This is a genomic window from Tepidisphaeraceae bacterium (genome assembly GCA_035998445.1).
Classification (GTDB): domain Bacteria; phylum Planctomycetota; class Phycisphaerae; order Tepidisphaerales; family Tepidisphaeraceae; genus DASYHQ01.
Map to the genome: position 1 here is coordinate 30,500 of DASYHQ010000050.1, position 25,917 is coordinate 56,416.

Annotated in this window: 25 protein-coding genes and 1 tRNA gene; 16 read left to right on the top strand and 10 right to left on the bottom strand. The window is 63.2% G+C overall.

Features of this window, described 5'->3' with window-relative positions; translation table 11 throughout:
* Window positions 1–2: 2 nt before the first annotated feature.
* From atpB to VGN72_18455, 6 genes are all read left to right on the top strand, one after another.
* Window positions 3–929, top strand: coding sequence for a F0F1 ATP synthase subunit A (atpB, locus tag VGN72_18430; protein ID HEV7301346.1), 927 nt, complete (start codon window positions 3–5; stop codon window positions 927–929).
* 174 nt (window positions 930–1,103) lie between these two features.
* The gene (locus VGN72_18435) at window positions 1,104–1,454 is read left to right on the top strand and encodes an ATP synthase F0 subunit C (GenBank protein ID HEV7301347.1); all 351 of its coding nucleotides are present in this window, start codon (window positions 1,104–1,106) and stop codon (window positions 1,452–1,454) included.
* 102 nt (window positions 1,455–1,556) lie between these two features.
* Window positions 1,557–2,168 (top strand): F0F1 ATP synthase subunit B, encoded by a 612-nt coding sequence (gene atpF, locus VGN72_18440; GenBank protein HEV7301348.1) that lies wholly within the window; start codon window positions 1,557–1,559, stop codon window positions 2,166–2,168.
* Window positions 2,169–2,311: 143 nt separating this feature from the next.
* Window positions 2,312–2,872 (top strand): ATP synthase F1 subunit delta, encoded by a 561-nt coding sequence (gene atpH, locus VGN72_18445; GenBank protein HEV7301349.1) that lies wholly within the window; start codon window positions 2,312–2,314, stop codon window positions 2,870–2,872.
* Between the two features lie 66 nt (window positions 2,873–2,938).
* A complete protein-coding gene (gene atpA / locus VGN72_18450; GenBank protein ID HEV7301350.1) occupies window positions 2,939–4,450 on the top strand; it encodes a F0F1 ATP synthase subunit alpha in 1,512 nt (503 codons plus the stop codon).
* A 144-nt stretch (window positions 4,451–4,594) separates the two neighbouring features.
* Window positions 4,595–4,951: a hypothetical protein gene (locus VGN72_18455; GenBank protein ID HEV7301351.1), complete on the top strand. Its 357-nt coding sequence runs from the start codon at window positions 4,595–4,597 to the stop codon at window positions 4,949–4,951.
* 21 nt (window positions 4,952–4,972) lie between these two features.
* Here the strand turns inward: VGN72_18455 and VGN72_18460 are convergent, their stop codons facing one another.
* From VGN72_18460 to VGN72_18495, 8 genes are all read right to left on the bottom strand, one after another.
* Window positions 4,973–5,473 carry a YajQ family cyclic di-GMP-binding protein gene (locus VGN72_18460; GenBank protein ID HEV7301352.1) on the bottom strand — a complete coding sequence of 167 codons (501 nt, stop codon included), beginning with the start codon at window positions 5,471–5,473 and terminating at the stop codon, window positions 4,973–4,975.
* Window positions 5,474–5,999: 526 nt separating this feature from the next.
* A complete protein-coding gene (locus VGN72_18465; GenBank protein ID HEV7301353.1) occupies window positions 6,000–6,362 on the bottom strand; it encodes a nucleotidyltransferase family protein in 363 nt (120 codons plus the stop codon).
* Window positions 6,363–6,947: 585 nt separating this feature from the next.
* Window positions 6,948–7,334, bottom strand: coding sequence for a hypothetical protein (locus tag VGN72_18470; GenBank protein HEV7301354.1), 387 nt, complete (start codon window positions 7,332–7,334; stop codon window positions 6,948–6,950).
* A 204-nt stretch (window positions 7,335–7,538) separates the two neighbouring features.
* The gene (locus VGN72_18475) at window positions 7,539–7,829 is read right to left on the bottom strand and encodes a hypothetical protein (GenBank protein ID HEV7301355.1); all 291 of its coding nucleotides are present in this window, start codon (window positions 7,827–7,829) and stop codon (window positions 7,539–7,541) included.
* Between the two features lie 435 nt (window positions 7,830–8,264).
* Window positions 8,265–8,714 carry a DUF4174 domain-containing protein gene (locus VGN72_18480; protein ID HEV7301356.1) on the bottom strand — a complete coding sequence of 150 codons (450 nt, stop codon included), beginning with the start codon at window positions 8,712–8,714 and terminating at the stop codon, window positions 8,265–8,267.
* Between the two features lie 257 nt (window positions 8,715–8,971).
* A complete protein-coding gene (locus VGN72_18485) occupies window positions 8,972–11,152 on the bottom strand; it encodes a bifunctional rhamnulose-1-phosphate aldolase/short-chain dehydrogenase (GenBank protein ID HEV7301357.1) in 2,181 nt (726 codons plus the stop codon).
* Window positions 11,153–11,290: 138 nt separating this feature from the next.
* Complete coding sequence (locus VGN72_18490; protein ID HEV7301358.1) at window positions 11,291–12,058, bottom strand: class II aldolase/adducin family protein; 768 nt, start codon at window positions 12,056–12,058, stop codon at window positions 11,291–11,293.
* Window positions 12,059–12,070: 12 nt separating this feature from the next.
* Window positions 12,071–12,847: a DeoR/GlpR family DNA-binding transcription regulator gene (locus VGN72_18495; protein HEV7301359.1), complete on the bottom strand. Its 777-nt coding sequence runs from the start codon at window positions 12,845–12,847 to the stop codon at window positions 12,071–12,073.
* A 103-nt stretch (window positions 12,848–12,950) separates the two neighbouring features.
* Here VGN72_18495 and VGN72_18500 point away from each other — a divergent pair, with 103 nt between their 5' ends.
* The 5 genes from VGN72_18500 (at window position 12,951) to VGN72_18520 (ending at window position 17,628) form a co-directional block, all read left to right on the top strand.
* The gene (locus VGN72_18500) at window positions 12,951–14,147 is read left to right on the top strand and encodes a TIM barrel protein (protein HEV7301360.1); all 1,197 of its coding nucleotides are present in this window, start codon (window positions 12,951–12,953) and stop codon (window positions 14,145–14,147) included.
* A gap of 93 nt (window positions 14,148–14,240) precedes the next feature.
* A tRNA-Gln gene (locus VGN72_18505) sits at window positions 14,241–14,311 on the top strand.
* A 124-nt stretch (window positions 14,312–14,435) separates the two neighbouring features.
* On the top strand, window positions 14,436–15,503 hold the full coding sequence (locus tag VGN72_18510; protein HEV7301361.1) for a glycosyltransferase family 2 protein: 1,068 nt from the start codon (window positions 14,436–14,438) through the stop codon (window positions 15,501–15,503).
* Window positions 15,504–15,690: 187 nt separating this feature from the next.
* A complete protein-coding gene (locus VGN72_18515; protein ID HEV7301362.1) occupies window positions 15,691–16,098 on the top strand; it encodes a hypothetical protein in 408 nt (135 codons plus the stop codon).
* A 249-nt stretch (window positions 16,099–16,347) separates the two neighbouring features.
* On the top strand, window positions 16,348–17,628 hold the full coding sequence (locus VGN72_18520; GenBank protein ID HEV7301363.1) for a citrate synthase: 1,281 nt from the start codon (window positions 16,348–16,350) through the stop codon (window positions 17,626–17,628).
* 102 nt (window positions 17,629–17,730) lie between these two features.
* On the opposite strand, the gene VGN72_18525 is transcribed toward VGN72_18520, so the two are convergent.
* Together VGN72_18525 and VGN72_18530 are read right to left on the bottom strand one after the other, a co-directional pair.
* Complete coding sequence (locus VGN72_18525) at window positions 17,731–18,711, bottom strand: ferritin-like domain-containing protein (GenBank protein HEV7301364.1); 981 nt, start codon at window positions 18,709–18,711, stop codon at window positions 17,731–17,733.
* A 309-nt stretch (window positions 18,712–19,020) separates the two neighbouring features.
* A complete protein-coding gene (locus VGN72_18530) occupies window positions 19,021–19,842 on the bottom strand; it encodes an alpha/beta hydrolase (GenBank protein ID HEV7301365.1) in 822 nt (273 codons plus the stop codon).
* A 171-nt stretch (window positions 19,843–20,013) separates the two neighbouring features.
* Here VGN72_18530 and VGN72_18535 point away from each other — a divergent pair, with 171 nt between their 5' ends.
* The 5 genes from VGN72_18535 to VGN72_18555 all read left to right on the top strand — a co-directional run bounded on the left by VGN72_18535 (window position 20,014) and on the right by VGN72_18555 (window position 25,780).
* Window positions 20,014–20,886, top strand: coding sequence for an SDR family oxidoreductase (locus VGN72_18535; GenBank protein HEV7301366.1), 873 nt, complete (start codon window positions 20,014–20,016; stop codon window positions 20,884–20,886).
* Between the two features lie 35 nt (window positions 20,887–20,921).
* A complete protein-coding gene (locus tag VGN72_18540; protein ID HEV7301367.1) occupies window positions 20,922–22,211 on the top strand; it encodes an L-dopachrome tautomerase-related protein in 1,290 nt (429 codons plus the stop codon).
* Between the two features lie 7 nt (window positions 22,212–22,218).
* Window positions 22,219–23,313, top strand: coding sequence for a hypothetical protein (locus tag VGN72_18545; GenBank protein ID HEV7301368.1), 1,095 nt, complete (start codon window positions 22,219–22,221; stop codon window positions 23,311–23,313).
* Between the two features lie 254 nt (window positions 23,314–23,567).
* Complete coding sequence (locus VGN72_18550; GenBank protein ID HEV7301369.1) at window positions 23,568–25,094, top strand: DUF4159 domain-containing protein; 1,527 nt, start codon at window positions 23,568–23,570, stop codon at window positions 25,092–25,094.
* Between the two features lie 461 nt (window positions 25,095–25,555).
* Complete coding sequence (locus VGN72_18555) at window positions 25,556–25,780, top strand: hypothetical protein (GenBank protein HEV7301370.1); 225 nt, start codon at window positions 25,556–25,558, stop codon at window positions 25,778–25,780.
* Window positions 25,781–25,917 lie beyond the last annotated feature (137 nt).

Below are 25,917 nucleotides of genomic sequence, written 5' to 3' on the forward strand. Positions count from 1 at the left end.
CGATGTCGATGCCAATCATGTTGACACTGGCCGCCGCTAATCCGATCGAACACGTGATCGATCACCCGCAGTGGATCGGTGCCAACGGCTGGTGGTTGCTGACCAACCACATGATCCTGATGTGCGTGGTCGCGGTCATCATGCTGCTGATCTTCCCCGCGATGACCCGCCGTTATCGCAGTGGCGAGATGGTGCCGACCGGCTCGCGCAACATGTTTGAAGCGGTGCTGCTCTACATTCGCAACGAGGTGGCCAAGCCCGTGCTCGGTGCCGACGCCGACCGCTTCATGCCGCTGCTCTGGACGCTCTTCTTCTTCATCCTGTTCAACAACCTGCTCGGTCTGCTGCCGCTCGATATCCTTCTCGCCCCTCTGTACAACGCGATCGGCTTGCACCACGGTATCTACGGCACGCCGACGGCCAACCCCTACGTGACGGCCGCGTTGGCGCTGATCAGCTTTATCGTCATCCACGTCAGCGGTGTGATTGCCAATGGACCGGTGAACTACGCCAAGCACTTTCTGGGTGGCGCGCCGTGGTACATGGCCCCGATCATGGTGCCGGTGGAAATCATCGGCATGCTGGTTAAGCCGTTCGCGCTCTTCCTGCGTTTGGCCGCGAACATGACCGCCGGGCATATTCTGCTGGCGGTGCTGATCGGCTTCCCGGCGCTGGCGGCGGCGGGCATGAACAGCTACGGCGCTGCGATCGGCATCGGCATCCCGGCGGTGCTGGGCGCGGTCGTCATCATGTGCCTGGAACTGTTCGTCGCCTTCCTGCAGGCGTATCTGTTCACGTTCCTGACGGCGCTGTTCATCGGGCAGATGGTCGTGCATCACGATCACGACGAACACGACCCGCACGGCGACCATCACAAGAACGACGTTGAAGCACTGAACGAACATCGCCCGACGCCGTCGGCGGCGTAAGGGCACGACAACATAAGAAGCCATGACGAACCGCCGCGAGGGCGGATGGTCTTGCGGACCCTGCGTCCGGTTGGCTTTCCTGGCCCTTCCTCGCGGGGCAGGCGCGAGTCCGGCCGGGTGAACGGGACTCGGGTTTCGCGTTGCCACCCTAAGGCGACGCACAAGGGAATCGTTATGCGTAAGATCGTCATGCTGGCCCTGCTGGGCCTCCTGCTGTTGCCCGCCACGGCCGTGTTCGCTCAAGATGGCACCGTCGGCACCGGATTCAACGCCAACAACACCAACGATGTCGGCGCCCTGCGCGACGGCCTCGTGGTCGCCGGTGCCGCCATTGGCGCTGGCTTGGTCATCATCGGTGCCGGCAAGGGCATCGGTTCGATCGGCAGCCACGCCGTCGACGCGATCGCTCGTCAGCCCGAGGCCGGCGACCGCATCTTCACCACCATGATCATCAGCGCCGCGCTGATCGAAGGTGCCACGCTGTTCGCGCTGGTCATCTGCCTGATCCGCGGTGGGTTGACCTAAGTTTCGCTTTTGAGCCCCTTGCCCACGGTGAACAACCGTGGGCAAGGCTTTCTCCGCGACGGCAGATGCATTACCGTTGCGGCGTCCATGGGAGACCTGAACATGAAGCGTTCGTCAATTACCTCGCTCGTTGCCCTCGCTCTGCCGCTCGTGAGCGCCACGGTTGCCTTGGCCGCCCCGGCCGGTGATGACCATGCGGCCCCCACCCTTTTGAACGCCCCGAACACCGGCATGGTGACGGCGATCACGACGTTGATCGTTTTCATCCTGCTGCTGGCGATCCTGAGCAAGTTCGCTTGGGGCCCGATCACCAAGGGCCTGGCCGAGCGCGAGCAGAAGATTCGCGATGAGATCCAGAACGCCGAAAAGGCCCGCCTGGCCGCCGAGGCCCGCCTGCGTGAGTACGACGCGAAGCTGGCGACCGCCGACGCCCAGGTGCGCGAGCTGCTGAACAAGGCCACCGCCGACGCCGAGCGTGCCGCCACCACGATCCGCATGCAGGCCCAGCAGGAATCGGAAGAGGCCAAGGAACGCGCCATCCGCGACATCGAGGCCGCCCGCAAGGACGCGCTGCGTGACGTGTACGAGCAGACCGCCATGCTCGCCACGACCGTCGCCGAGAAGATCCTCCGCCGCAACCTGAACGCCGACGACCAGCGCGACCTCGTCAACGCCAGCCTCGAACAACTTCAAGGCGCCGCGGCGCGGAACTGATTTGTTCCCTCTCCCGGTACCCCGGGAGAGGGTTAGGGTGAGGGTGATTTCGAACAGCTGACGACTCAGGCAGAACAAATCACCCTCACCTAGCCTCTCCCGGAGTACCGGGAGAGGGACCAGAAAGTACAACGAGACTCGACATGGCAAGCAATCACGACGCCGATCCGGTTGGGGCGACTTATGCCAAGCCGCTGCTGCAGCTGGCGACCGAGCAGAACCAGGCCGCGCAGGTCGGGGAAGAGCTAGCGCAGATCGCCGAGATCGTTCGTCAGAACAAGACGTTCGGCCTATACTTGAGCGACCCCGGGATCAGCAACGACGAGCGCAACGCGACGCTTACCCGCGTCTTCGGTGGCAAGGTGTCGCCGCTGTTGCACAACTTCCTCGGCGTGCTCAACCACCGCGGCAAGCTGCGGTATCTCAGCCAGATCTCAAAGGCCTACGAGCGTTTGCTCGAGGACCAGCTGGGCAACATCGAGGTGGACGTGACCACCGCCCAGAAGCTGTCGCCAGAGCAGGTCGAGGTCGTCCGCCAGCGCGTGAGCGCGGCCCTCGGCAAGAACGCGATCGTTCACCAGTACGTCGACGAGTCGATCCTGGGCGGCCTGATGGTCCGCGTGCAGGACAAGCTGATCGACGCCAGCGTCCGCTATCAGCTTCAGGCAATGAAGCAGCAGCTTCTGTCGGCGGCGCCACGGTAAGTCAGTCGCGGCAGGTCAGAACAACAGCAATTACCGAAAAATAGATCGAAATAAGCGGAGAAACCTATGGCAATCAACGTAGCCGAAATCACCAGCATCCTGAAGAACGAGATCGCTGGCTTTGAACAGCAGGTCCAAGTTTCCAGCGTCGGCACCGTGATCGAGGTCGGCGATGGCATCGCCCGCGTCTACGGCCTGCAGAACGCGATGGCCGGTGAACTGCTGGAGTTCGAGAACGGCACGATGGGCCAGGTCTTCAACCTCGAAGAGGAGTCGATCGGCGCCGTCATCTTCGGCAACTACCTCGAAATCAAGGAAGGCGACCAGGTCAAGAGCACCGGCCGCCTGCTGGAAGTGCCGGTCGGCGCGGGCATGATCGGCCGCGTGGTCAACCCGCTGGGTCAGGCCATCGACGGCGGCCCCGCGATCACCGGCACCGAGTCGCGCAAGCTCGACATCGTCGCCCCCGGCATCGCCGAGCGGCAGCCCGTCACCGAACCCCTGCAGACCGGCATCAAGGCGATCGACGCCATGATCCCGATCGGCCGTGGCCAGCGCGAGCTGATCATCGGCGACCGCAAGACCGGCAAGACCGCCATCGCGATCGACGCGATCATCGCCCAGAAGGGCAAGGGCGTGAAGTGTTTCTACGTCGCGATCGGTCAGAAGGAATCGACCGTCGCCGGCATCGTGGAAGTGCTGCGGGCCGCCGGCGCGATGGAGTACACCACCGTCGTCGTCGCCAGCGCATCCGATCCCGCCCCGCTGCAGTACATCGCCCCTTACGCGGGCACGGCCATGGCCGAGTTCTTCATGTGGAAGGGTGAGGCGACCCTCTGCGTGTACGACGACCTTTCCAAGCAGGCCGCCGCCTACCGCCAGCTGTCGCTGCTGTTGCGTCGCCCGCCCGGTCGCGAGGCCTACCCCGGCGACGTCTTCTACCTCCACAGCCGCCTGCTCGAGCGCGCCGTGAAGCTGTCCAAGGAAAACGGCGGCGGCAGCCTGACCGCCCTGCCGATCATCGAGACGCAGGACGGTGACGTGTCGGCGTACATCCCGACGAACGTCATCAGCATCACCGACGGCCAGATCTACCTCGAACCCGAACTCTTCTTCGCCGGCGTACGCCCGGCCGTCAACGTCGGCATCTCGGTGTCGCGCGTCGGTGGCAACGCCCAGACGAAGGCCATGAAGAAGATCGCCGGCTCGCTGAAGCTCGATTTGTCCGCCTACCGCGACCTAGAGGCCTTCGCCCAGCTCGGCACCGAGTTGGACAAGGCCACGCAATCCCAGCTCGACCGCGGCGCGCGACTTGTGGAACTGCTGAAGCAGCCGCAGTACCGCCCGATGTCGTTCGAGCAGCAGGTGCTGGTCATCTACGCCGGCACGAAGGGCTACATGGACGACGTCCCCGTCAGCCGCATTCAGGAGTTCCAGAACAGCTTCCTGACCTACGTCGACCAACAGGCCGCCGACCTGCGATCTGACCTGGCGACGAAGAAGGAGCTAAACGACGACATCGAAGGCAAGCTGAAGGCCGCGCTGAACGACTTCAAGGCGAAGGTCTGGAAAAAGTAAGCGGGGCAAGACCATCCAGCTTAAGATAAACAGCGAATCCCGAGCGATCAGCGGTCACTCGGGATTCGTCGTTTCCATGCCCCACGTGGTACGCGTCGTTCAGTATGATTAGATCGCTAGCGAGGAACGCGATGGAGGTGGCGGATGTCACGACGCCAAGATCGAAAAGCCATCCTCAGGGGGAAGCTGATTCCTGCACACTCTGGACGGAACGTCGAATTTCCGCCCCTGGATCCCCCGTATGTTTCCTTAGCCTACCTCGAAGATCGAACTGCACGTCTTTTGACGCTCGATGGCAGTCGGTTCGAACAAGGGGCCATACTTGACAACACCTTTCGCGTCTTTGCATCACTTGCGGACGCACGTGACTACGCGATCAGCTTCATGAATGATGTGCCGTTACCTTTTGAATCTCGGCTGATCGAAAAGGATATCTTCTGCGCAATCTTTGACCACCAAGGCAACTTGATCGAGGAAGTACATAGGCCGGAATCGCGATGACGCCACCAGTCTGCCCCTGTACTACCTGAAGTTCTTAAACTGAATCGGCACCTCCGGCGGGTTCGCCTTCAGGTGGGCGATCACCGCCTGCAGGTCATCCCGCTTGGCCCCGCTGACGCGCAGCGCCTCGCCTTGAATGCTCGCGTTCACCTTCAGCTTCAGTTCCTTAATGCCCTTCTGGATCTCCTTCGACACGTCCTTTTCGATCCCCTCCTTCAGCTTCACCTTCATGCGGACGGTGTTGTGGGTGGCGTGTTCGAGCTTCTGGTAGTCCAGCACCTTCTGGTCGACGCCGCGCTTGATCATCTTGGCGATCAGCACCTGCTTGACCGACTCCAACTGCTGCTCCGCGTCGGCCGTCAGCGTCAGCTCCTTGTCCTTGCGGTTCAGCTCCGAGATGCCCGCCGCCGTCCCCTTGAAGTCGAAGCGGGTGATGATCTCCTTGATCGCCTGCTGGACCGCGTTGTCCATCTCCTGCAGGTTGATCTCGGACACGATGTCGAATGAGGGGTCGGCTGCCATGATGTACGGAATCCTAACCGCCGGCTCACCTGCCAAACAACTAAAGTATGCGCCTCCTGCCTGACTGGCGATCGCGGTGCATGAAAGACTCAAATCATACAGGTATACACAGCCCAAACTAAAGCGAGCGCCATAGTACGATTAGCTTAGCGCGGAGCGCCCGGCCCGTCATCGAAAAGCTTGCCAGCGAAACACAGATCATTCCAAGTAACACAAGAGGTAGCAAGGTCTCTCGATACTTTGAGTTGGCATCCATGCCATGCTCTACTAACCACCTGTAGTTTAGCACTTGTTGCGTGAATAGCACCGTTACATTGAAGACGGCGGCCAGTATGACAGGACGGCACTGCGCGAAGGCGCCAATAAATATTGGTCCGGAAACGAAGCACACGAGCAAGGCGGGTAGCGTCCCGAACCCTTGGTTCGTCCACTTCCCTAACCCTAGGGCACAGACGAGCACGAGAATCACCTCGATCATGGGGCGGACAACCCGCTTAGGATCAGGACCCCATACCACGACCATCGATTACCCTCGGTATGGCTTGTGATCGGTGAGGATTCGCAGGCATGGCTGCGGACCCGACGCCATTTCCAGACCCCAAAGCGGCACGGCCTCCTGGCGGACGATCTCCCCGAACCGCCCGGACAACGCGCCTTCCGAGACCACGTCGACATCGACCCCCAGCAGTTCGCGCAGGTCCATCAGCAGCCCGCCTTGGTCAAACAGCGAACGGCCTGGCTCGAAGCGCACCAGGAAATCCACGTCCGACGTCTCGGTCGCGTCGCCTCGCGCCACCGAACCGAACAGCCGCAGGTCCGACGCCCCGTACCGCGCCGCCACCGCGATGATCTCGCCGCGCCGCCGGAGGATGTCCTGCTTGCGTACCACGCCGGTCGATCATCTCCCGTTGGACCCGGCCTGTCCAGCGCTACCAAACCGAAACACGGCCCTCATGAAGGGGTCGGGCGTCATTGCTCCACAGTATCGAAGACTACCGACCCCTTCATCTCCCCTCTGGTAACGAAGGGGATACAAATGCGGTGCGCGCCGAACTTACCCTTGACCCCAAAGGGGATTCACAGTTGTTTGGTTATGCGGCTGGACGGCGGGAGCGGGATTTGATTCGAACCCAGCAGCCATCATCCACAACCAGCCAATGAAGCTTTGAGCCACCGACCGGATTCCGAAAACGGACTAATACCCAAGGTCCGTGCTCGTCAACGTCGCTGACAACCAGCACCCGTCGAGTGTCGATCAGCCGTTGCACAAGGGTGCGCGTAGACCGCTCCCGCCATTCGGGCGAGACGCGCACCATGCGAATGCGGTCACCGAGTTGCAGAGGACGAAGCCGCATAACGGACCAGCATTCAACGGCCGGCACCGCGCCGACCAAACTTCAGTGTACCCGAACGCGTGACGCGGGGCCGGTCCGTTGCAATGCGTGGTTATGCGGCAGTTCCCCGGCACTTTCCTCTACCGTGACAGTTCAAACAGCAGCAACGGCACCGCGATCCGAAGCACGAAGAGCCCGAGAAGCACATTGATCGTCAGGCCCACAATGGGCAAGCCGCGACGCCGCCGACGCTGGAACATCGACACAATGCCCAACACCGTCCCCACCGCCGGCAGGATGAACGCGAGGCCAAAGAGCGTGCAAACCGTCCTGTCCATCGGCAGGGTGAATGGCCCGTAGGGCATATACCCAGAGGCGATCCGTCCCTGAATCGCCCAGAACACCACCATCAACGTCGCTGCCGCGGCAACCGCCACGCAGAACGATGCGATTCCCACCCCGGACCGCCGCAGTGGTGGCAGTGGTGGCGCATATTCGAGTCGCTCAACCGAGTGTTCCTGCCGCATACCTACTATTAACCGGACCCCTGAACCTCGCAGATCGTGATAATTTGCGCTAGGCGCACAATATCATTCCTTGGCACAGATGGCCAGAGGGGTGGTAAGGCAAGTGGCGAGCGATGTTTAAGGGGAGCTGGCAGGCGTGGGAATGGGACGAAAACCGGCGTGCGGCGCACATGAGTAGCCAGCCGGCGATTGTTGGGCGTGTGCTTAGGCCGCGGCGCGTTCCACCGCGGCGACGGCTTCGCGTTGGGCGTGCAGTTCGGCGAGCGTGGGGATCGTGGTGATGCCGGGGAGTTCGATCGTCTCGACCGGGGCGGGCAGCAGGAGCGGCGCGCGGGTGGGTAGGGTGGCGGCACGCGCTGCGATCAGGGCGTCGACCTCGGCCTTGCGCTTGGCGTGCAGGCGGCCGTAGTAGCCGGGGTGGCGCTGGCGGAACAGGCGCTGCCGTTCCGTGTTGGTCATCGCGCGAGGCGGGGGACATGAGGGAAACTGCAGCATACGTTCATGTTATCGACACGATCCCCCTGCCACTTGATCGCAATGTTGCCCGGCAGATTGTTTCCGCCATCCCCATTGACGAAAACGGGCGTCGACCGGCAATGGACGGCCCGGCGGCGGGTTGCCGCATAACGAAAGTAATCGTCCGCATAACGAAGCAAGGCAGCCGCGTAACGAAAGTAGTCGTCCGCATAACGAATCAAGGCGTCCGCATAACGAAACTGTTAAGCCGACGCTCGGAGTCGACAAGTCTCGTTATGCGGGCAATCAGATCCGTTATGCGGGAGACAAGCTCCGTTATGCGGGTGACACGCACCGTTATGCAGCGGACAAGCCCCGTTATGCGGGTGACAAGCGTCGTTATGGAGCCGACGAGTTTCGTTATGCGGCTGGTCGGATTCGTTATGCCGACGGTTGAACGGAGCGGGCGAAATGTTATCGCCGCATCTCGCGTTGTCGCATGGGCATCGAATCGATCAGGCGGAAGATGGCAGCTGGTTCGACGGGTTCGGTGGCGCGCAGCTTCTCGCCGGCGTCTTTGCCGATGAGCAGGACGGTGAATTGGCTGGTTGGCACGCCGTACTGCTGCCGCACCGCAGCGGTGTGGTGCCGGTCGCCGATCACTTCGACGATGACGAGGTCGCGATCGCCGATAGCTTGCGGGTCGGCGTTGAGGGACGTGCGCTGTTGGACGGCGTTCGCGTCGGTCGCCGCGGGCGCGAAGATCACGATCACGCGGTTCTGCCACTGGTAGGTGGATAGATCGATGGTTGTGGGTTGGGATGACGGTGGCATGGCGGGCGTCTCCGCGGTCGACTCGCAGCCGCTCGTGACGGAAAAGATCGCGAGAAGCATGAGCAGGTGGGTGAGGATCGTCGTCCGCATCGACTTAATGATAGGCACGCATGGCCGTGGCATGGGCGTCTCGCCCATGCATATAGATTGGAATCAGAAAGGTTATTCAAGCCGACGGTGCTGATCGAACAGCTGATTTGAATGAGATCGCTCGTCCTCATCGCGAGCATGGGCGAGACGCCCATGCCACGGTGAAGGCAAACGTTCGCGCAAAAAAGAAGGGCAGGCACGGACGCCTGCCCCTACGGGTGCATTTCCAACAACGGACCACTGACAACGAACTCGCGCTAGCGCAAGAACGCCTCGTGCAATCCACCATCCACGGTGAGGATTTGCCCGGTGGTTTTGCTCAGGCGATCGCTGAACCAGATGAAGTAGGCCTCGGCCTGGTCGGCGGGCGTGATCGGGGCCTTGGTGAGGGTGCGGTCGGCGTAGAATTGGCTGAGCTTGGAGGTCAGCGAGTCGTCGGCCTCGTCCTCGGTGTACGGGATGTTGTACTTGGCCAGCGAAGCGATCACGCGGTCGCGGGGGAACATGGCGCTGCCCTGAACCACGGTGGCCGGGGCGACGCCGTTCACGCGGACGATGGGGGACAGCTCGATCGCAAGTTCGCGCACCAGATGGTTGGCGGCGGCCTTGCTGGTGTCGTAGGCGACGCTGCCCTTCTTGGCGACGACGGCGTTGGCGCTGGTGGTCAGCACGATGCTGCCGGTAAGGCCCTGCTCCTTGAAGGTCTTGGCGGATTCGTCGGCGACGATGTAGGCGCCGGTGACGTTGATCATGAACGTCAGGCCCCACTTGTCGTCGGGGATGCGGCCCGTGGTGTCGGGCGAGACGAAGATGCCCGCGGTGATGGCGATACCGTCGAACCCGCCGTAGGCTAAGGCGACGTTGTCGAGCATCTGCCGCACGCTGTCGCGCTTCGTGATGTCGGCCGCGATGCCGACCGCCTGCCCGCAGCCGCTGATGCCACTGCCCGCGACGCCGATGCCAAGCCCGACCTTGTCGGTGATCTGCTTGGCGGTGGCATCGGCGGCAGCTTGGTTCAGGTCGACGGCGACGATCGTGGCGCCGTCCTTCACCAGCCGATGCGCGACTTCCCGCCCGATGCCGCTGCCGGCGCCGATGACGGCGATGACCTTGCCAGCCAGTTCCTTCTCGGCGGGCATGCGCTTCAGCTTCGCCTCTTCGAGCAACCAGTATTCAATGTCGAACGCTTCCTGCTGCGGCAGCGCGATGTATTCATCCATCGCCTCGGCCCCGCGCATCACTTCGACCGCGCAGTTATAGAACTCGGCCGTCACGCGGCTTTCGCTCTTGTCCTTGCCCCAGGCGATCATGCCGAGGCCGGGGATGAGCACGACCGTGGGATTCGGGTCGCGCATCGCGGGCGAGTCGGCGTGCTTGCACTTCTCGTAATACGCAGCGTAGTCCTTGCGATACTGTTCGAGGCCGGCCGTCAGCTTCGCCTTCAGCGCCGCGACGTCTTCCGCCTGCGGGTTCCACGCGACGTAGAGCGGCTTGATCTTCGTGCGCAGGAAGTGGTCGGGACAGCTCGTGCCAAGTTCCGCCAGTCGCGGCGCGTCGACGCTGTTGACGAAACGTTGAATGGTCGCATCGGTCTGCACGGTGCCCACGAAGCGGCGCTTCTTGCTGACCTGCCCGCGCAGCCAGGGAAGGATGGCCGCAAGTGTGGCGTTGCGCTTTTGCTCGTCCAGCGCAGCGTACTTCTGCCCGCCGAAGGTCTTGTCGCCCTTGTCCTTGCTTTCGATGTACAGCGCGGCCTTCTCGATCAGCGAGAGGGTGAGCTCGTAGCATTCCTTGTCATCGTTGGCCCAGTTAATCAGCCCGTGCTGGCCCATGATGAAGCCCTTGGCCTTGGGGTGCTTCTTCACGGCCTCTTGCATCATCAGGCCGAGTTCGAAGCCGGGGCGTAGCCAAGGCAGCCAGACGACGTCGTCGCCGTACACCTCGCGGGTGAGCCTCTCGCTGTTGCGCGATGCCGCGATCGAGATGGCGGCGTTCGGGTGCATGTGGTCGACGAACTTGAACGGGATAAAGCTGTGCAGCGGCGTGTCGATGCTGCTGGGCCGTGGGTTCAGGTTGAACGTGGCGTGGCTGTACATGCCCACCATCGCGTCCTCGGCCGGCGTCTTCGGGCCTTTCTTGTCGGCCTTGGCGTAGCTGGCTTGCAGGCCGATCAGCTTCGACTGGTACAGCGAGGAGAAGTTCTCGCGCTTGCTGGTGCGTAGATCGCCACCGCTGCCCTTCACCCAGAGCACCTCGGTGGGCTCGCCAGTGAGCGGGTCGGTTTCAGAGATCTTCGACGACGTGTTGCCGCCGCCGGTGTTGGTGATGCGCTGATCGGCGCCGAGCAGGTTCGATCGATAGACGAGCCGCCCCACCGCATCCAGCTTGGCGGCCTCGGCGTCGTTCCAGAGATAGTTAACGTGTTTGTAGTTGCTCATGTGTGTCTTTAGTTTGAAGAGACGCGAAGGCGCGAAGGAGGCGCGAAGAAACGCGAAGGAGGAAAGAACTCATTTTGGCTTCACTTCGCGACCCTTCGCGACTCCTTCGCGCCTTCGCGTCTCTTCGACGTCTTGAAATTACAGGTTCAATGCCTTCCGCCGATAGTGTTCGTCCTTGCGGCCCTCGATGCGCGCCACGTTTTCGGGCGACAGGAAGATCGGTCCGCCCATCGCCGCGGCGTTGGTGAAGATCTCGGCGGCCTTCGTCGCCATCAACGTCGCGACCATCGTACCGGCGGCGGTGGCGGCGGGCGCGATCAGGCCGTGGTTGGTCAGCAGGATGATGCGCGGCGGCGCGTCGTTCCGCTTGATGAAGTCCGTCACGCCCTGCCGAATCGCCTTGGCCAGCACCAGCCCGGGGTCCGTATACGGCACCAGCACCGACTCGCTGCCGCAGCAGACGATCTCGTCGGGGAACGTTCGCTTCGTCGCGTAATCCGCGGCCCGCGGTGAACAGAGGATGCCGTTGACGGCGATCGGGTGCGTATGGGCGACGTAGTTCATGCCCGGCAGCGACAGCAGGTACGCGTGAAAGACCGCCTCGACCGATGGCTTACGGCTGTTCGCGTCCACGCGAGCATCCAGCAGCGCCTGATCGACGGCGGCGTCGTCCAGATCGTTTCGTTCCAGCATCGCCATCAGCGGCGCGAAGCGGCACTCGACCACGCCCGCCTCGTCCAGTTTGCCGAGCTGACTGCCGCTGGCTTTGACGAGGAACGTGTCGTCGGACACCTTCGCCGACGTGTTGCCCTCGCCGAGAATGGCGAGCTTGCGGTCCTCGCGGCCCAGGTCGCGCGACAGCGCGATCAATTCAGCTCGTTTTTCGGATGCGTTGGTCGATGCCACTGATTTCCTCTCTCACGCCTGCAGGTAGTTCTTCTCCGCCACGTCCGCGCCGGTGGCCGTCACGTCCGCCAACGGCAGTTCGCAGATAAGCATGTCCAGCGCGTCCCACTCCGCCAGCAGCGTCGGCGCCCGCCGGCCGAGTTTACGGCCGTCCATACAGAGCGCGTGTCGCTTTGCCTGCCCGATGACGGCCACTTGCAGTTCAACCACGTTGGCCGCGCTGTTCCAGACGCCGGTCTCATCCATCGCCTCGGCCCCCAGCAGCGCCAGGTCGTACTGATGGAACCCTGCCGCCCGCGTGGTGTTGTCGCCCAATAGCACGGCCTGGTTCGGCAGCAACCGCCCGCCCAGCAGATGGACCTCGATCTCCGTCACGTGTGCCAGCTTCTCGGCGACGGCCAAGCTGTTGGTGACCACCTGCAGTTCCATCGGTCGCTTGCGCAGCAGATCCGCCACCGTGAAGAGCGTGGTGCCGGCATCCAGGAAGATCGTCATCCCAGACTCGATCAGTTCCACCGCCCGCGCCGCGATGCGCGCCTTGGCGGTTGCGGCCACCTTCAAACGGTCGGCGAAAGGGGCGAAGCGCTGGTCGTAGTCGGCCATCGCCCCACCGAAGGTGCGCACGATCGACTTCTGCCGCGACAGCGCTTCCAGGTCTCGCCTGGCCGTCGCTTCGGAAATGCGGAAGCGTTTGCACAGTTCCGCCACCGGCAGATAGGCGCGATCGCGCAGCAGCAGCGTCATCGCCTGCCGGCGTTCGTCGATCACGCTCTGAGACACCCGGGGCACGCCTGCGAAGCCTAAGAATTATATGATCGAAGTCAATCATAAAATTTGCGTCTGGGGCGCGGCTGAGGTATGGTGAGGCTTCACTTTGGATGGAGTAATCGGAATGGATCAGGACCGCATTCTGCAGCTGTTGAACGACTTCAAGATCGAGACGCCCAGTTGGGGTTACGCCGACACCGGCACGCGCTTCGGCAAGTTTGCCCAGTCGGCCGCCGCCAGCACGATCGAGGAAAAGCTGGCCGACGCTGGTACGGTCAACAAGTACACCGGCTGCTGCCCCACCGTGGCGGTCCACGTGCTGTGGGACTTTTCGATGGGCGTCGATGCCCAGCAGACCGCCGACATCGCCAAGCGCAACGGCGTGAAGATCGGCTCGATCAACCCCAACCTCTTCCAGGACCAGGTCTACAAGTTCGGCTCGTCGGCCAGCCCCAACGAGCAGGCGCGCCACCACGCCAGCCGGCACGTGCAGGACTGCATCAAGATCGCCAAGGCGGTCGGTTCCGACCTGATCAGCTTCTGGATGGCCGACGGCACCAACTATCCGGGGCAGGACGACATCGTCAGCCGCAAGCGCCGCATGGCCGGCGCGTTCCGCCAGTGGCACGACGCCATGGCCGACGGCATGACGATGCTGATCGAGTACAAGCCGTTCGAGCCCGCGTTCTACCACACCGATATTGCCGACTGGGGCATGGCCTACGGTTTCGCTAAGGAAGCGGGCCCGAACGCGAAGGTGCTCGTCGACACGGGCCATCACCTGCCCGGCGCCAACATCGAGCACATCGTGGCTTACCTGCTGGACGAAGGCATGCTCGGCGGCTTCCACTTCAACGACCGCAAGTACGCCGACGACGACCTCACGCTCGGCAGCATCGATCCCTACGCCGTCTTCCGCATCTTCCACGAGATAAGGAACGCCGCCGACATCCACGGCACCGACGTCTCGTCCATCGCCTACATGGTCGACCAGTCGCACAACCTGAAGCCCAAGATCGAGGCGATGATTCAGACCGTGCAGACCGCGCAGGAACTGTACGCCAAGGCGTGTCTCGTCGACCGCAAGAAGCTTCAGGACGCCCAGGCCAAGATGGACATCGTGGCTGCGGAAAGTCTGCTGAAGGAAGCTTTCTTCACCGACGTGCGCCCGCTGCTCTCGAACTGGCGTAAGAACAAGGGCTTGGAAGCCGACCCGCTTATGGCCTACCGCGCCAGTGGCTACGAGGCCCGCGTCGGCAAAGAACGCGACGCCGCCCGTGCCGCCCGCGGCATCACCAGCGGCGGTGGCAGCTACGCCTAGCCGCCCTCAGCCATAGGTGGCGGCGAACCCGCCCCAGCCGGTCACGTATATCTTGACAGCCGCCCGCTGTCGGCTAGATTGATGGGCAGTTATTGGGGAATGGTGTAACGGTAGCACAAGCGCCTCTGGAGCGCTTTGTCTAGGTTCGAATCCTAGTTCCCCAGCTAAAAGGCCACCCACTGCGGGTGGCCTTTTTCGTGGGCAGATGGTGCTGTTGCCCCTTTTGGCATTACCCGCTGGGCGCGATGATCGAGCACCTCCCCGAGACGGACCACACAGGAGCCCCTCATGCGAAACCTCTCGACCGACGGCGTCTCCGTCGTGGTGCCGGTCTACAACGAAGAGGAGAACCTCCACCACCTGCGCCGCCGCATGACCGCAGCAATGGACGGTACCGGGCGGCCGTGGGAGCTGATCCTCGTCGACGACGGTAGCCGGGATGGGTCGGTGAAGATCCTGACTTCGTTCCACGAGGAGGACCCGCGCATCAAGGTCGTGCGCCTCTCGCGCAACTTCGGTCACCAGTCGGCCGTCACCGCCGGCATCCACCACGCCAACGGCGGGTGCGTCGTGCTGATCGACGGTGACCTGCAGGACCCGCCCGAGGTCATCCCCAAGATGGTCGCGAAGTGGGCCGAGGGGTACCACGTCGTGCTCGGCGAGCGCACCAGCCGTCAGGATGGCGGGCTGCGCGGGATGGGGTTTACGCTGTTTTACCCCATCATGCGGTACGTCTCAGACCTGCCCGACGGGCCCGACGCCGGCATCTTCGGGCTGATGGACCGGCGGGTCGTCGAGGAGTTCAACAAGCTGCCCGAGCGCAACCGGTTCATCCCGGGGCTGCGCACCTGGCTAGGGTTCAGCAGCACATCCGTCACCTACGCCCGCCAGGAACGGGCCGCGGGCCAGCCGAAACAGACGATGAAGCGGTTGTTGCGGTACGCGTTGAACGGCATGTTCAGCTTCAGCTATAAGCCGCTGCGCGTCGCGACCTACATGGGGTTTCTGGCGTCGGCCGTCGCGTTCCTGATCGCGGTCTACTTCTTCATCACGTTCTTCGCGTTCAACAAGCAGGCGGGCAGCGGGTTCACGACGATCATCATCAGCGTGCTGTTCGTGGGGGGCGTGCAGCTGATCACGGTTGGCATTCTCGGCGAGTACATCGGCCGCATCTACGAGGAAGTGAAGCAACGGCCGCTGTACGTGGTTGACCAGCGCCTGGGTTTCGATGGCCGATCCGCCACCGCGGCGGCCAGCACCACGGGCGACGGAGTGGCGACTTCGGGCAACGACACCGCGACCGCGAAAGTTTCTCAAGTTCCTGTAGCCGGCCTGAACGCGACAGGGCTGCGATAGCTCAGCCTCGCCGCATGACAGCCTTCCGGTGACTCTTAGGCTGCGAAACCCACGGGGCGGCTGCAACGCAGCGACGAGGACGGCCCTTCTTCACGCTGTTTTCACGGAAACTCATTGCAATCAGCCGCCCGATGACCATTATGTCGGTTGGCAGGTTCTAATTTGTTGTCCGACAGGCGGGGGGCTCGTGGCTAGGATTTCCATTAAAATGCTGCTGATGGCGCTGGCGATGTACGCTGTGCATTACGGTGTGCAGTGGCAGTTTTCGTACCTGCATCGCATGGACCTCAACGAGCAATGCCTGGAACTGGAAACACGTCGCGCGGAACTGGCGGCACAAGGGCTGGCGGACTTGGCGGTCGAGCATGCGCTGTACGAGTCGAACCTTCGATTGATGCGGCTCGGTCGAGGCGATGAGGCGTTCGGCGATCTTGGTTTCACGCATACGAGCGGCGTGGTTCCGCTCGATCAGGTGGGACAGTACCGGGCCACCGGGTCGGTGGCAGCGCCGTCATCGAATGCTGAAACCACCGCGTCGGCCGGCTGGGGGCAGTCGACCCGGAACGCGCCCGCGGGTGGCACGGTATCGGAATGAGGCGCGCCTGGCCGCTCGCATATGGGCGCTGCGATGCCGAATTGCCCGTTTCAAGCGGTCATAAGGTCAGCCGATCGGCCTGTTAACATCCGTAACCGGGGGAAACAACACTTCATCGCGTGCGTCGCGGGCCGAATCACCCTATACTCGGCCGGTCGATCGCAGCTAACCCCTGCTCTCGGGAGCGGCAACCGCGGTCGACGACGGTCACGAATTCCGACACCACTCGCGAGGGTTGAGGCGCTATCCATGTCACGTACTGCGACGCTGAACTTAGACGGCAACATCATCGAACTTCCGGTTGTCCAGGGATCGGAGGGCGAATGTGCCGTCGACGTCACGCAATTGCGCGACAAGACCGGCTGCATCACGCTCGACCCCGGCTACCGCAACACCGGCTCGACGCTGAGCGAGATCACCTTCATCGACGCCGAGAAGGGCATCCTGCGTTACCGCGGTTACCCGATCGAAGATTTGGCTGAGAAGAGCTCGTTCCTTGAGACGGCTTACCTGCTCATCTACGGGAAGCTGCCGACCACGTCGCAGTTGGACTCCTTTGTCGGTCGCGTTGCCGAGCACACGCCCGTGAAGGAGCGCCTGCTGAAGATGCTGAACGGCTTTCCGAAGGAAGCCAACCCGATGGCGATGCTGTCGGCGTGCATCAACGGGCTGTGCAGCTATCACCCGGACGTGCTCGACCCGGACTACGAGAAGAACTTCGACGTGGTCGCCGCCAAGCTGATCGCCAAGAGCCGCACGCTCGCCGCGACCATCTACCGCCACACGCTTGGCGAGACCGGCGCGGTGCAGCCCAGCGGCACGGCACGGGCCGACGCGTACACGAGCGACTTCCTGAAGATGATGTTCGGCGGCGACGTGAAGCCCGAGGTGGCCCGCGCGCTCGACCTGATCTTCCTGCTGCACGCCGACCACGAGCAGAACTGCTCGGCCAGCACGTGCCGGATGGTCGGCTCGTCGCACGCGAACCTCTTCGCCTCCTGCGCCGCAGCCGTCTGTGCCCTGTGGGGCCCGCTGCACGGCGGGGCGAACGTGGAGATCATGAACCAGCTGGAAGAGATCCACGCCAACGGTCTCGAACCCGACGCGTTCATCGAGGGCGTGAAGGCCAAGAAGTATCGCCTGTTCGGCTTCGGCCACCCGATCTACCGCAACTATGACCCCCGCGCCCGCATCCTGAAGCAGGCGGCCGAGGACGTGCTGGGCGCGCTGAACGTCAGCAACGACCCGCTGCTGAAGATCGCCCGCCGACTCGAGGAGATCGCGCTGGCCGACGACTACTTCGTCAGCCGCAAGCTCTACCCGAACGTCGACTTCTACAGCGGCATCATCATGCGGGCGATGGGCGTGCCGACGGACATGTTCACCGTGCTGTTCGCGGTCGGGCGCATGCCCGGCTGGATCGCGCAGTGGAAGGAAGTGCGCGACCAACAGGGCAAGATCTACCGCCCGCGCCAGATCTACACCGGCCCGATCAACGGCACGTACAATCCGGTCAGCTCGCGCGGGTGATCGGTCCTCAACCGCACTTGAATGCACAACAACCGGCATGGTCGCTCAAGCGACCATGCCGGTTGTCGTTAGATGAAGGGGTTTGTGCTGTCGCGTGCGGCCCTACGCGATGCGCCCGTTCATCCCTTCGGGGAAGAAGCCGCCGGGCGTGTTGGCGCTGCCGAGATAGACGATGCTGAGCACCTCCTCGAACGCGCGGACGAAGGCGATCGAGTTGGGATCGGCCGGGACGATGTTGGCGTCGCCGTCGGCATCGGTGATGCCCTCGTCGGTGGTGGCCGGGATGCCGGTGGCGGCGTTGCGGAGGGCGGCGATCTTGTTGGCAGCCTCGATGAGGAACGGGGTGTCCTGCCCGCGGTTGACCAGCACGGTTCGGATCTCACCGGCGTGGTAGGCCTCGACGGCGAGGATGCCGGCCGAGGCGGTCAGCACCGACGTGTTCTTGATGAACGGAACCGCCCCACCGTACGCCGTCACGCCGACGTCCTCGAAGATGAAGGCGCCGAGGAGGAAGTTGTTCTCGTTCGCGTACGGATCGAACGTGTCGTTGGGACCGATCACGTTCGCCGCCCGCGCCGCGGCGGTGAAGGCTTGACCAATGTCGATCGCCGGTCGCGCGACGGCGGCAGCCCCGAGCGCGCGGCGCAGGAAGCCGACGTGCCGGAACTCGTCCAGCGCGATCTCCTCGGCGTACTGCTCGATCAACGGCGTTGCGAACGACACCGCCCGGCCACCGGTCACCTCGCCACCGGGGACGACCGTCCGGCCACTGTCATTGGTGACGCCACTGGCGTCGTTCTCGTTGAGCCCGAAGCCCGTGACGGCATGCAAGTAATACTCGGCCTCCAAGTACTCCAGGTTCAACGCGAAGTTCAGGATGTCGGCATCGGTGACGACGAACTGCCGCGCGTTGTTACCGCTGAAGCGCCGGCGGAAGAAGGCGTCGGCCGACTGCTGCCCCACACCCAGCATGCCCGTGCCCGCCGCCACTGCGGCGCCCAGCAAACCGGCACGCGTTAGGAACTGACGACGATTCGCCTGGGGCTGATCGTTCGTGGTTTCGATGTTGTTCGGCTCGGTCATGATGTTCTCCCGCTTCTGAGGAAAGACGTTTCCCATCGTCGTGGCGCAGGCACCTGCGGCTCACGTTCACAATGGGGGCTACGCAACGGGCGTGCGATCAGATGTGGGATTTCTCACCCGCGTCGTCCCGGCAGGGCCTACGCAATCGCTGCACCACGGCCGACCTCGCCGCGTATTTCCTTAAGCGGCACTCCAGTGTGATGCCGCGACAGCCGCATCGCCGTCCGTGCACTTTGCCTCACATTGACGACACGGGCGGCAAGCGGCCTGTGCACAGAAATGGTGGACGCGCGGCAGACCCTCGATCCGCTACGTCCTGGCGATGATCCACTGGTGGATATCGTGGAAGACCTTCGCGCGGCCCGACTCGCGCAGCAGCTCGTGGCGCATGCCGGGGTACTCGATCAGCGACTTGTCACCGGCGGCGCAGGCCTGGAAGAACTGGCGGTTGCCGAGCGGGCTGGCGATCACGTCGTCGGTGCCGATCAACATCTGCAGGGGCAGCGTGAACTGGCCTGCGTCGCGCATCACGCGCGGCTGGGCGCGCGTCACACCGTGGTACCAGCGCGGCGTCGCCGATCGCAGCAACAGTGGGTCCTGACGAGCGTCGGCGAGCATGTCGGGGTCGTCGGTCATCATCTCGGCCTTCAGACCGTTGGCGATGCGGATCGCGGGAATTAGCAGGTTGGCGCCCGCCGCCAAAATGCGCTTGCCGAACGGCACGACGACCGCGCTCACCAGGAACGGTGAACAAAGCACCACGCCCCCGACCTGCGCTAGCATCCCGCGCTCGACGGCAGTCGCGGTCACCAGACCGCCGTGGCTGTGCCCCACCACAAACTGCGGCACATCACTTGGCACGGTCGCGACGAACGCCTGCAAATCGTCGAGGTATTGGTCCCACGGGCTCACAAACCCACGCCGTCCACCCGACCGGCCATGGCCTCGGAAGTCGTAGGCGTGCGACTCGATGCCGGCGCCCGCCAGCGATCGCATGAACGGTTCGTAGCGCCCGCTATGGTCACCGTAACCGTGCAGCACGAGGACGCGCGCGAGCGGACGTTCGACGCGCAGCGCGCGCCGGAACAGCTGCAAGCCGCCAGACGCGAAATGACCTTCCTCGATCGTCATAGGTGCGACGGCGCAGTCTACACGCGACGGGCATCTCACGAAATCGGCGCTTTCCCTTTCCGCTGCGGCATCCTCGTTGCACACCGCAACTTGGAGTCGATTCGATGCCAGTGCGGCACGTCGATTAGGACAAGACTAGGACAAACTGTCGATCTAGCGAGGGAGACTGTCGTGGCAAAGAAAAGTTCCAGCCCCAAGAAGACCCGCCCCAGCCAACACCAATCGCGCCGCCCGGGCCTTGAGGAAGACATGAATCCCGAGCCCGTCGCTGAAATGAAGGACTACAAGGGCAGCGGCAAGTTGGAAGGAAAGATCGCGCTCATCACCGGTGGTGACAGTGGCATCGGCCGGGCCGTGGCGATCGCGTACGCGAAGGAAGGCGCCGACGTCGCGGTGTCGTATCTGAACGAGCACGAGGACGCCGAGGAGACCAAACGGCAGGTCGAGGAAGAGGGCCGCCGTTGCATCACCATCCCGGGCGACATTGGCGATGAACAGTTCTGCCGCGACGTGGTGCAGCAGGTGGTGGATGAGCTTGGTGGCCTCGACATTCTCGTCAACAACGCCGCCGAGCAGCATCCGCAGCAGGACGTCACGAAGATCAGCGCCTATCAGCTTGAGCGCACGTTCCGCACGAACATCTTCGCGCAGTTCTTCTTCGTGAAGGCCGCCATGCCGCACCTGAAGAAGGGATCGGCGATCATCAACACGACGTCGGTCACCGCGTACCGCGGCAGCGCGCAGCTGGTCGACTACGCGTCGACGAAGGGCGCAATTGTCGCGTTTACGCGGTCGCTGTCCGAATCGCTGATCAAGCAAGGCATTCGCGTGAACGGCGTGGCCCCCGGGCCGGTCTGGACGCCATTGATCCCCTCGACGTTCCCACCCGAAAAGGTCGAAACGTTCGGCGGCGACGTGCCGATGAAGCGCCCCGGTGAGCCGGCCGAGATCGCGCCCTGCTACGTCTTCCTGGCCTCGTCCGACTCGTCGTACATGACCGGCCAGATCCTTCACCCCAACGGCGGCGAAGTGGTGAACGCGTAAGAAAGTTTCGGTTGCAACACGTTTGGAGGTCGATCATGTACCGTCGAAGTCGAGCCATCGCGATCCCCGCCAAGCGGGACTGGCGTTACTGGGCCACCGCTATCCTCGCAGGGCTCTTCGGCGCCGGTTGTGCGACCGACACCCCGCAGGTGACGCGTATTGAAACGCCCGCGCCCGCCAAGGCGCTGAACGTGAACCTGACCGAATCGCCCGCCGATTACAGCAGCATTCCGGCGACGGGCAACCTTGAGGTGGTCGCGCTGTTCGAGGCCGGCCCCATGCCTACGGGGGTCGCCGTGTCGGAAGGCGGGCGCATCTTCGTCTGCTTCCCGCGCTGGGGCGACCCGGTGGAGTTCACGGTGGGCGAGATCGTCGATGGGCAGATCAAGCCTTACCCCAGCCTGGAATACAACAAGCGGCAGACCGAGTTTCCTGGCACCACGCTCGTGTCGGTGCAAAGCGTGGTGGTCGACGCGACCGGCAAGCGCCTGTGGCTGTTGGACACCGGCAGCATCAACTTCCAGCCGCGCGAGAAGCACGGGGCGAAGTTGATCGGAATCGATCTGGACACGAACCGCGTCGTGAAGGAGATCGTGTTCGAGGAATCGGTCGCGCTGCGCACCAGCTACCTGAACGACGTGCGCATCGACCTGACGCGCGGCCGCCAGGGCACGGCGTACATCACTGACTCCAGTGGTGCCGGCAACAACGCGATCCTCGTCGTCGACCTCGCCACCGGCAACACGATGCGCCGACTTGACCGGCACCCCAGCACGCTGGCCAACGAACAGTTCGTGCCGCGCGTCGAGGGCAAGCCGTTGATGGCGAGGGTACCCGGCCAGCCGGAGGCGTACGTCACCATTGGCGCCGATGGCATCGCGATTTCGCCCGATGGTGAGACGCTGTACTACTGCGCACTCGCATCGCGCGAGTGGTACGCCGTTTCCACCGACGTTCTTGCCGATCCGAAGGCGTCGGCGGCTCAAGTGTCGGCCGCGGTTCGCGAGATGCCCGTGCGCGACTTCGCTTCGGACGGGCTTGAGACGGACGCTTGGGGCCGTGTGTACCTGACGGACTACGAGAACAACGCGATCCGCCGATATACTCCCGGCAGCCCGGTGTTTGAGGTGATCGCCTCCAGTCCACGGCTGATCTGGCCCGACACGCTGGCGGTCGCCGGCGACGGCGGCGGGACCGGCTACGTCTACGTGATCGCCAATCAGTTGAATCGCCAGCCGAACTACCAGAACGGCAAGGACCAACGCGATCGGCCGTTCGTGTTGTTCCGCCAGGCGATCAACGCAGGACCAATTCGCGTTCAATAATTTCTCTATGAGCGCCGACATTCAAGATCCGGTCGTCTCGGCACGCCAGGCAGGCTTACGCTATTGGCAGGCCGAGGTGACCGGCATTCGCCGGATGAAGGTCGGCGGCAGCTTCCGCTACGTGACGGTGGCCGGCAAGAAGGTGTCGGCCGACGATCTGGCGCGCATCAAGTCGCTGGTGATCCCACCGGCGTGGCAGCGCGTCAGCATCTGCCCGTATGAGAACGGTCACATCCAAGCCATCGGCTACGACGCGCGCGGCCGCAAGCAGTACCGCTACCACCCCAAGTGGCGCGAGGCGCGCGACGAGAACAAATACGAACGTCTGATCGATTTCGTCCGCGTGCTGCCGAAACTCCGTCGATCGGTCGATCGACACCTGCGCCTGCCCGGCATGCCGCGCGAGAAAGTGCTGGCCGCGGTGGTAAAATTGCTCGAAACAACCTTAATTAGGGTCGGAAACGACCAATATGCGAAGGAAAACAAGTCGTACGGCCTCACCACCCTGCGCAACCATCACGTGAAAGTAACGGCCGACCAATCGCGCTTCCGCTTTCGCGGCAAGAGCGGGGTCGACCATGCGATCGACCTGCAGGACAAGCGCCTCGCCAAAATCATCCGCCGATGCCAGGAACTGCCCGGCGAGGAACTGTTCGCGTACGAGGACGAGAACGGCGTTGCCCACGATGTCGGCTCGGCCGACGTGAACGGGTACCTGCAGGAGATCACCGGCCAACCCTTCACCGCCAAGGACTTCCGCACCTGGGCCGGCACCGTGCTGGCAGCCACGGCATTGAAGGCGTTCGAAGCGGTCGACACCGACGCCGGTCGAAAGAAGAACGTGGTGGCTGCCATCGAATCGGTCGCGAAACGCCTGGGTAACACGAAGGCCGTCTGCCGTAAGTGCTACGTGCATCCGGTCGTCATCAACAGCTACCTGGAAGGCTCGCTGGCCGAGTCGCTATCCAACAAAGCGTCGGCGGAGATCACCAAAGGCCTCAAGAACCTCCCCGCCGATGAGGCCGCCGTGCTGGTGCTGTTGCAGAAGCGACTGAAGGCCGCCACGAAGCGCCCGTCGAAGAAGCTTCGCCCGGCAGCGTGATGTGACGGCATCCATTGCTCCAGCTTCGCCAACTGTCATCCCGATGGGAGGCTTGCCGACCTGACCCATCTCCCACGGCCGAGAACCGTCCGTGGTTCGAGATCCCTCAGGTCGCCTTCGGCTCCCATCGGGATGACAACTTGTGGCCGCCGATCGCTCTTTCACCAATCATCTTTCCCCCGGCCCCTCCGGCAACTTTTCGCCCCTTCCGGTGGTATAACCTTGTGAAGACCTTCGCCCCGGGAGCGTCCACTATGTCCACGCCCATCTCGCGCTACATTCTCGCCGGATCGCTCGCCATCGCCGTGCTGGCGGGCAACTCGCCCGCCGTCGCGCAGGACTTCGTCAACCCCAAGGCCAATATCCCACCCAAGGCCAAGCCGCAGCGCCGCAACGCCGGTGAAGGCTTCCCACCGCTACCATTGCCGGCGACGCCGTTGCGCCGCAGCGAGAAGAAGCGAGAACCGTCGCCACCGGCGCTCGTCGGCAACGTCACCTTCAGCGACGCCACCGCGAAGAAGGCGGGCCTCGATTGGCAGACGACGGTCATCGATATCGAGAAGTGGGTCGAGTTCACCAACAGCCAGCTGGGTCAGAAGTATCGTTTCGTCGGCACCGATTTCGGCAAATTCAGCTACGACCCCGCCGAGCTGCCGATCCTGTACTTCACCGGCTGGAAGCCGCTGCCGAAGTTTGACGACGACACGATCGCGCGCCTCCGCCAGTACGTGATGGACGGCGGCACTTGGGTCGTCCACAGCAACTGTGGCCGACCCGAATTCAACGACAGCTTCCGCCGGGAGATCGCCCGCATCTTCCCCGATCGCCAGCTGGCGCCCATCCCGGCCGACCATCCGATCTATTCCAGCTTCTACTCCGTCAGCCAGATGCGCGTGCGCAAGAACGCCGAGCCGTGGAAGACCGTGCCGACGTCGCTCGGGTTGCTGGAGACGATCAACATTGGCACGCGCGCCGCGGTCATCTTTTCGCCGATCGATCTGTCGACCGGCTGGAACGCCGACGCGAACCCGATTGAAGGCGGCGTGCTCTACGCGCAGGACGACGCGCTAAAGCTCGGCAGCAACATCGTCACCTACTGCTTAGCCGAGTTTCAGTACGGCCGATTTTTCAGCCATCAGAAGGTCTACCATCAGGCGACCGACGCCACGCGCGACCAGCTCGTGCTCGGGCAGATCGTGCACAACGGCGACTGGGACCCCCTGCCCCACGGCCTGCCGAATTTACTGAAGACGATGGACACGAGCACGACCCTCAACGTGCAGTTCAAGCGTGTGCCCGTCGACCCCGACGAGACCGACATCTTCGCGTTCCCCGTCCTGTTCATGACCGGCCAGCGCGACTTCCGCTTCAGCGACACCGCCCGCAAAAAGCTCCGCGGCTACCTCGACAACGGCGGCACGCTGCTGGTCGACAACGCAGTCGGTGGCAGCCAGTTCGACGAAGCCTTCCGCCGCGAGATCGCCGCGATGTATCCCGACAAGAAGCTCGCCCCCCTACCGGCCGACCACCCGCTGTTCACGTTCGTGAACGACGCCCAGAACGTCCGCCTCACCCCCCTTGCGGCCAGCGAACGGGGTGGCGGCGTGACGCCCCCGCAACTGGAAGCCATCGAGGTCGACGGCTCCCTGCCGGTCATCTACTCGCCCCTCAGCATGGCCGCGGGCTGGGAGCAGCTGCCGCGGGCGTACAACAAGGGGTATTCGGATGCGGACGCGCTAAAGCTGGGGGTGAATTTGCTGATGTACGTGGTGAGCCACTGAGTCAATCTGCGACAACGCTTACGGGCGGCCGAGACATGGAAATGCTTCTGCTGATAGTGCCATTGGCGATATGTATCGCCAACTGGTGCTACCCATGGAATTCGCTTGCGACGCCTCGCGGAATCATCGCGTTGCAGTTGCCATGGCTGGCAATTCCCGTCTGCGTCCTATACGAAATCCTGATGCGGCGGTCGTACAACATCCGCGTTGATCTTGTAATCCTTGGACCGCTAGCCGTTCTGGTCGCATTGGTCACGCTTGTACTTTACATCGTCCGCATGACACGGATCGTCCGCTGCCGTCGCGAGCTAAATCGTGGGCGAGGATTCGATGTGGTGAAGCCCAAGAACTAGAACCCGCGCACCGTTCGTATTCAATGGCGACCCAGGTGGCGCTAACCTCCGATACGCACTCGGAAACGGCGTGCCGGCCTGATAAGATTGTCGAAACGGAGTGAGTCCATGAACAATACGACGACGTTCGATGAAGTGCTGGACGCGATCGAGCATCTGCCGGTTGAACAGCAAGCCGACCTGGTAGACGTAGTTCGTCGTCGGCTGGTCGACCGTGGCCGACAGCGCATCGTCGCCGACGCCAAGGCGGCGCGCGCCGAGCTTGCCGCGGGCCAGACGCAGCCGACCTCCCTCGACGATCTTCGCTGGAGGTTTGATCGGCTCACATGCTAGTCCGTTTCGCCATGTATCTTCCGCCTCTGGCGCTACTGTTGATAGCAAGGGTTCTTCCCGATCGGTGGCGTAGCGGCCGCACGGAAATGGATGTCCGCGATGTGCTCATCAACATCGCGGTTTGGTGGTCCCTCGGG

Excerpts from the sequence above, each read along its gene's own strand:
- VGN72_18520 (HEV7301363.1), top strand. The coding sequence starts at position 16,348 with ATGTCACGTACTGCGACGCTGAACTTAGACGGCAACATCATCGAACTT.
- atpH (HEV7301349.1), top strand. The coding sequence starts at position 2,312 with ATGGCAAGCAATCACGACGCCGATCCGGTTGGGGCGACTTATGCCAAG.
- VGN72_18555 (HEV7301370.1), top strand. The coding sequence starts at position 25,556 with ATGAACAATACGACGACGTTCGATGAAGTGCTGGACGCGATCGAGCAT.
- VGN72_18480 (HEV7301356.1), bottom strand. The coding sequence starts at position 8,714 with ATGCGGACGACGATCCTCACCCACCTGCTCATGCTTCTCGCGATCTTT.
- VGN72_18545 (HEV7301368.1), top strand. The coding sequence starts at position 22,219 with ATGAGCGCCGACATTCAAGATCCGGTCGTCTCGGCACGCCAGGCAGGC.
- VGN72_18510 (HEV7301361.1), top strand. The coding sequence starts at position 14,436 with ATGCGAAACCTCTCGACCGACGGCGTCTCCGTCGTGGTGCCGGTCTAC.
- VGN72_18550 (HEV7301369.1), top strand. The coding sequence starts at position 23,568 with ATGTCCACGCCCATCTCGCGCTACATTCTCGCCGGATCGCTCGCCATC.
- VGN72_18435 (HEV7301347.1), top strand. The coding sequence starts at position 1,104 with ATGCGTAAGATCGTCATGCTGGCCCTGCTGGGCCTCCTGCTGTTGCCC.
- atpF (HEV7301348.1), top strand. The coding sequence starts at position 1,557 with ATGAAGCGTTCGTCAATTACCTCGCTCGTTGCCCTCGCTCTGCCGCTC.
- VGN72_18540 (HEV7301367.1), top strand. The coding sequence starts at position 20,922 with ATGTACCGTCGAAGTCGAGCCATCGCGATCCCCGCCAAGCGGGACTGG.
- VGN72_18475 (HEV7301355.1), bottom strand. The coding sequence starts at position 7,829 with ATGCTGCAGTTTCCCTCATGTCCCCCGCCTCGCGCGATGACCAACACG.
- VGN72_18500 (HEV7301360.1), top strand. The coding sequence starts at position 12,951 with ATGGATCAGGACCGCATTCTGCAGCTGTTGAACGACTTCAAGATCGAG.
- atpB (HEV7301346.1), top strand. The coding sequence starts at position 3 with ATGTCGATGCCAATCATGTTGACACTGGCCGCCGCTAATCCGATCGAA.
- VGN72_18455 (HEV7301351.1), top strand. The coding sequence starts at position 4,595 with ATGTCACGACGCCAAGATCGAAAAGCCATCCTCAGGGGGAAGCTGATT.
- VGN72_18485 (HEV7301357.1), bottom strand. The coding sequence starts at position 11,152 with ATGAGCAACTACAAACACGTTAACTATCTCTGGAACGACGCCGAGGCC.
- VGN72_18470 (HEV7301354.1), bottom strand. The coding sequence starts at position 7,334 with ATGCGGCAGGAACACTCGGTTGAGCGACTCGAATATGCGCCACCACTG.
- VGN72_18460 (HEV7301352.1), bottom strand. The coding sequence starts at position 5,473 with ATGGCAGCCGACCCCTCATTCGACATCGTGTCCGAGATCAACCTGCAG.
- VGN72_18530 (HEV7301365.1), bottom strand. The coding sequence starts at position 19,842 with ATGACGATCGAGGAAGGTCATTTCGCGTCTGGCGGCTTGCAGCTGTTC.
- VGN72_18525 (HEV7301364.1), bottom strand. The coding sequence starts at position 18,711 with ATGACCGAGCCGAACAACATCGAAACCACGAACGATCAGCCCCAGGCG.
- atpA (HEV7301350.1), top strand. The coding sequence starts at position 2,939 with ATGGCAATCAACGTAGCCGAAATCACCAGCATCCTGAAGAACGAGATC.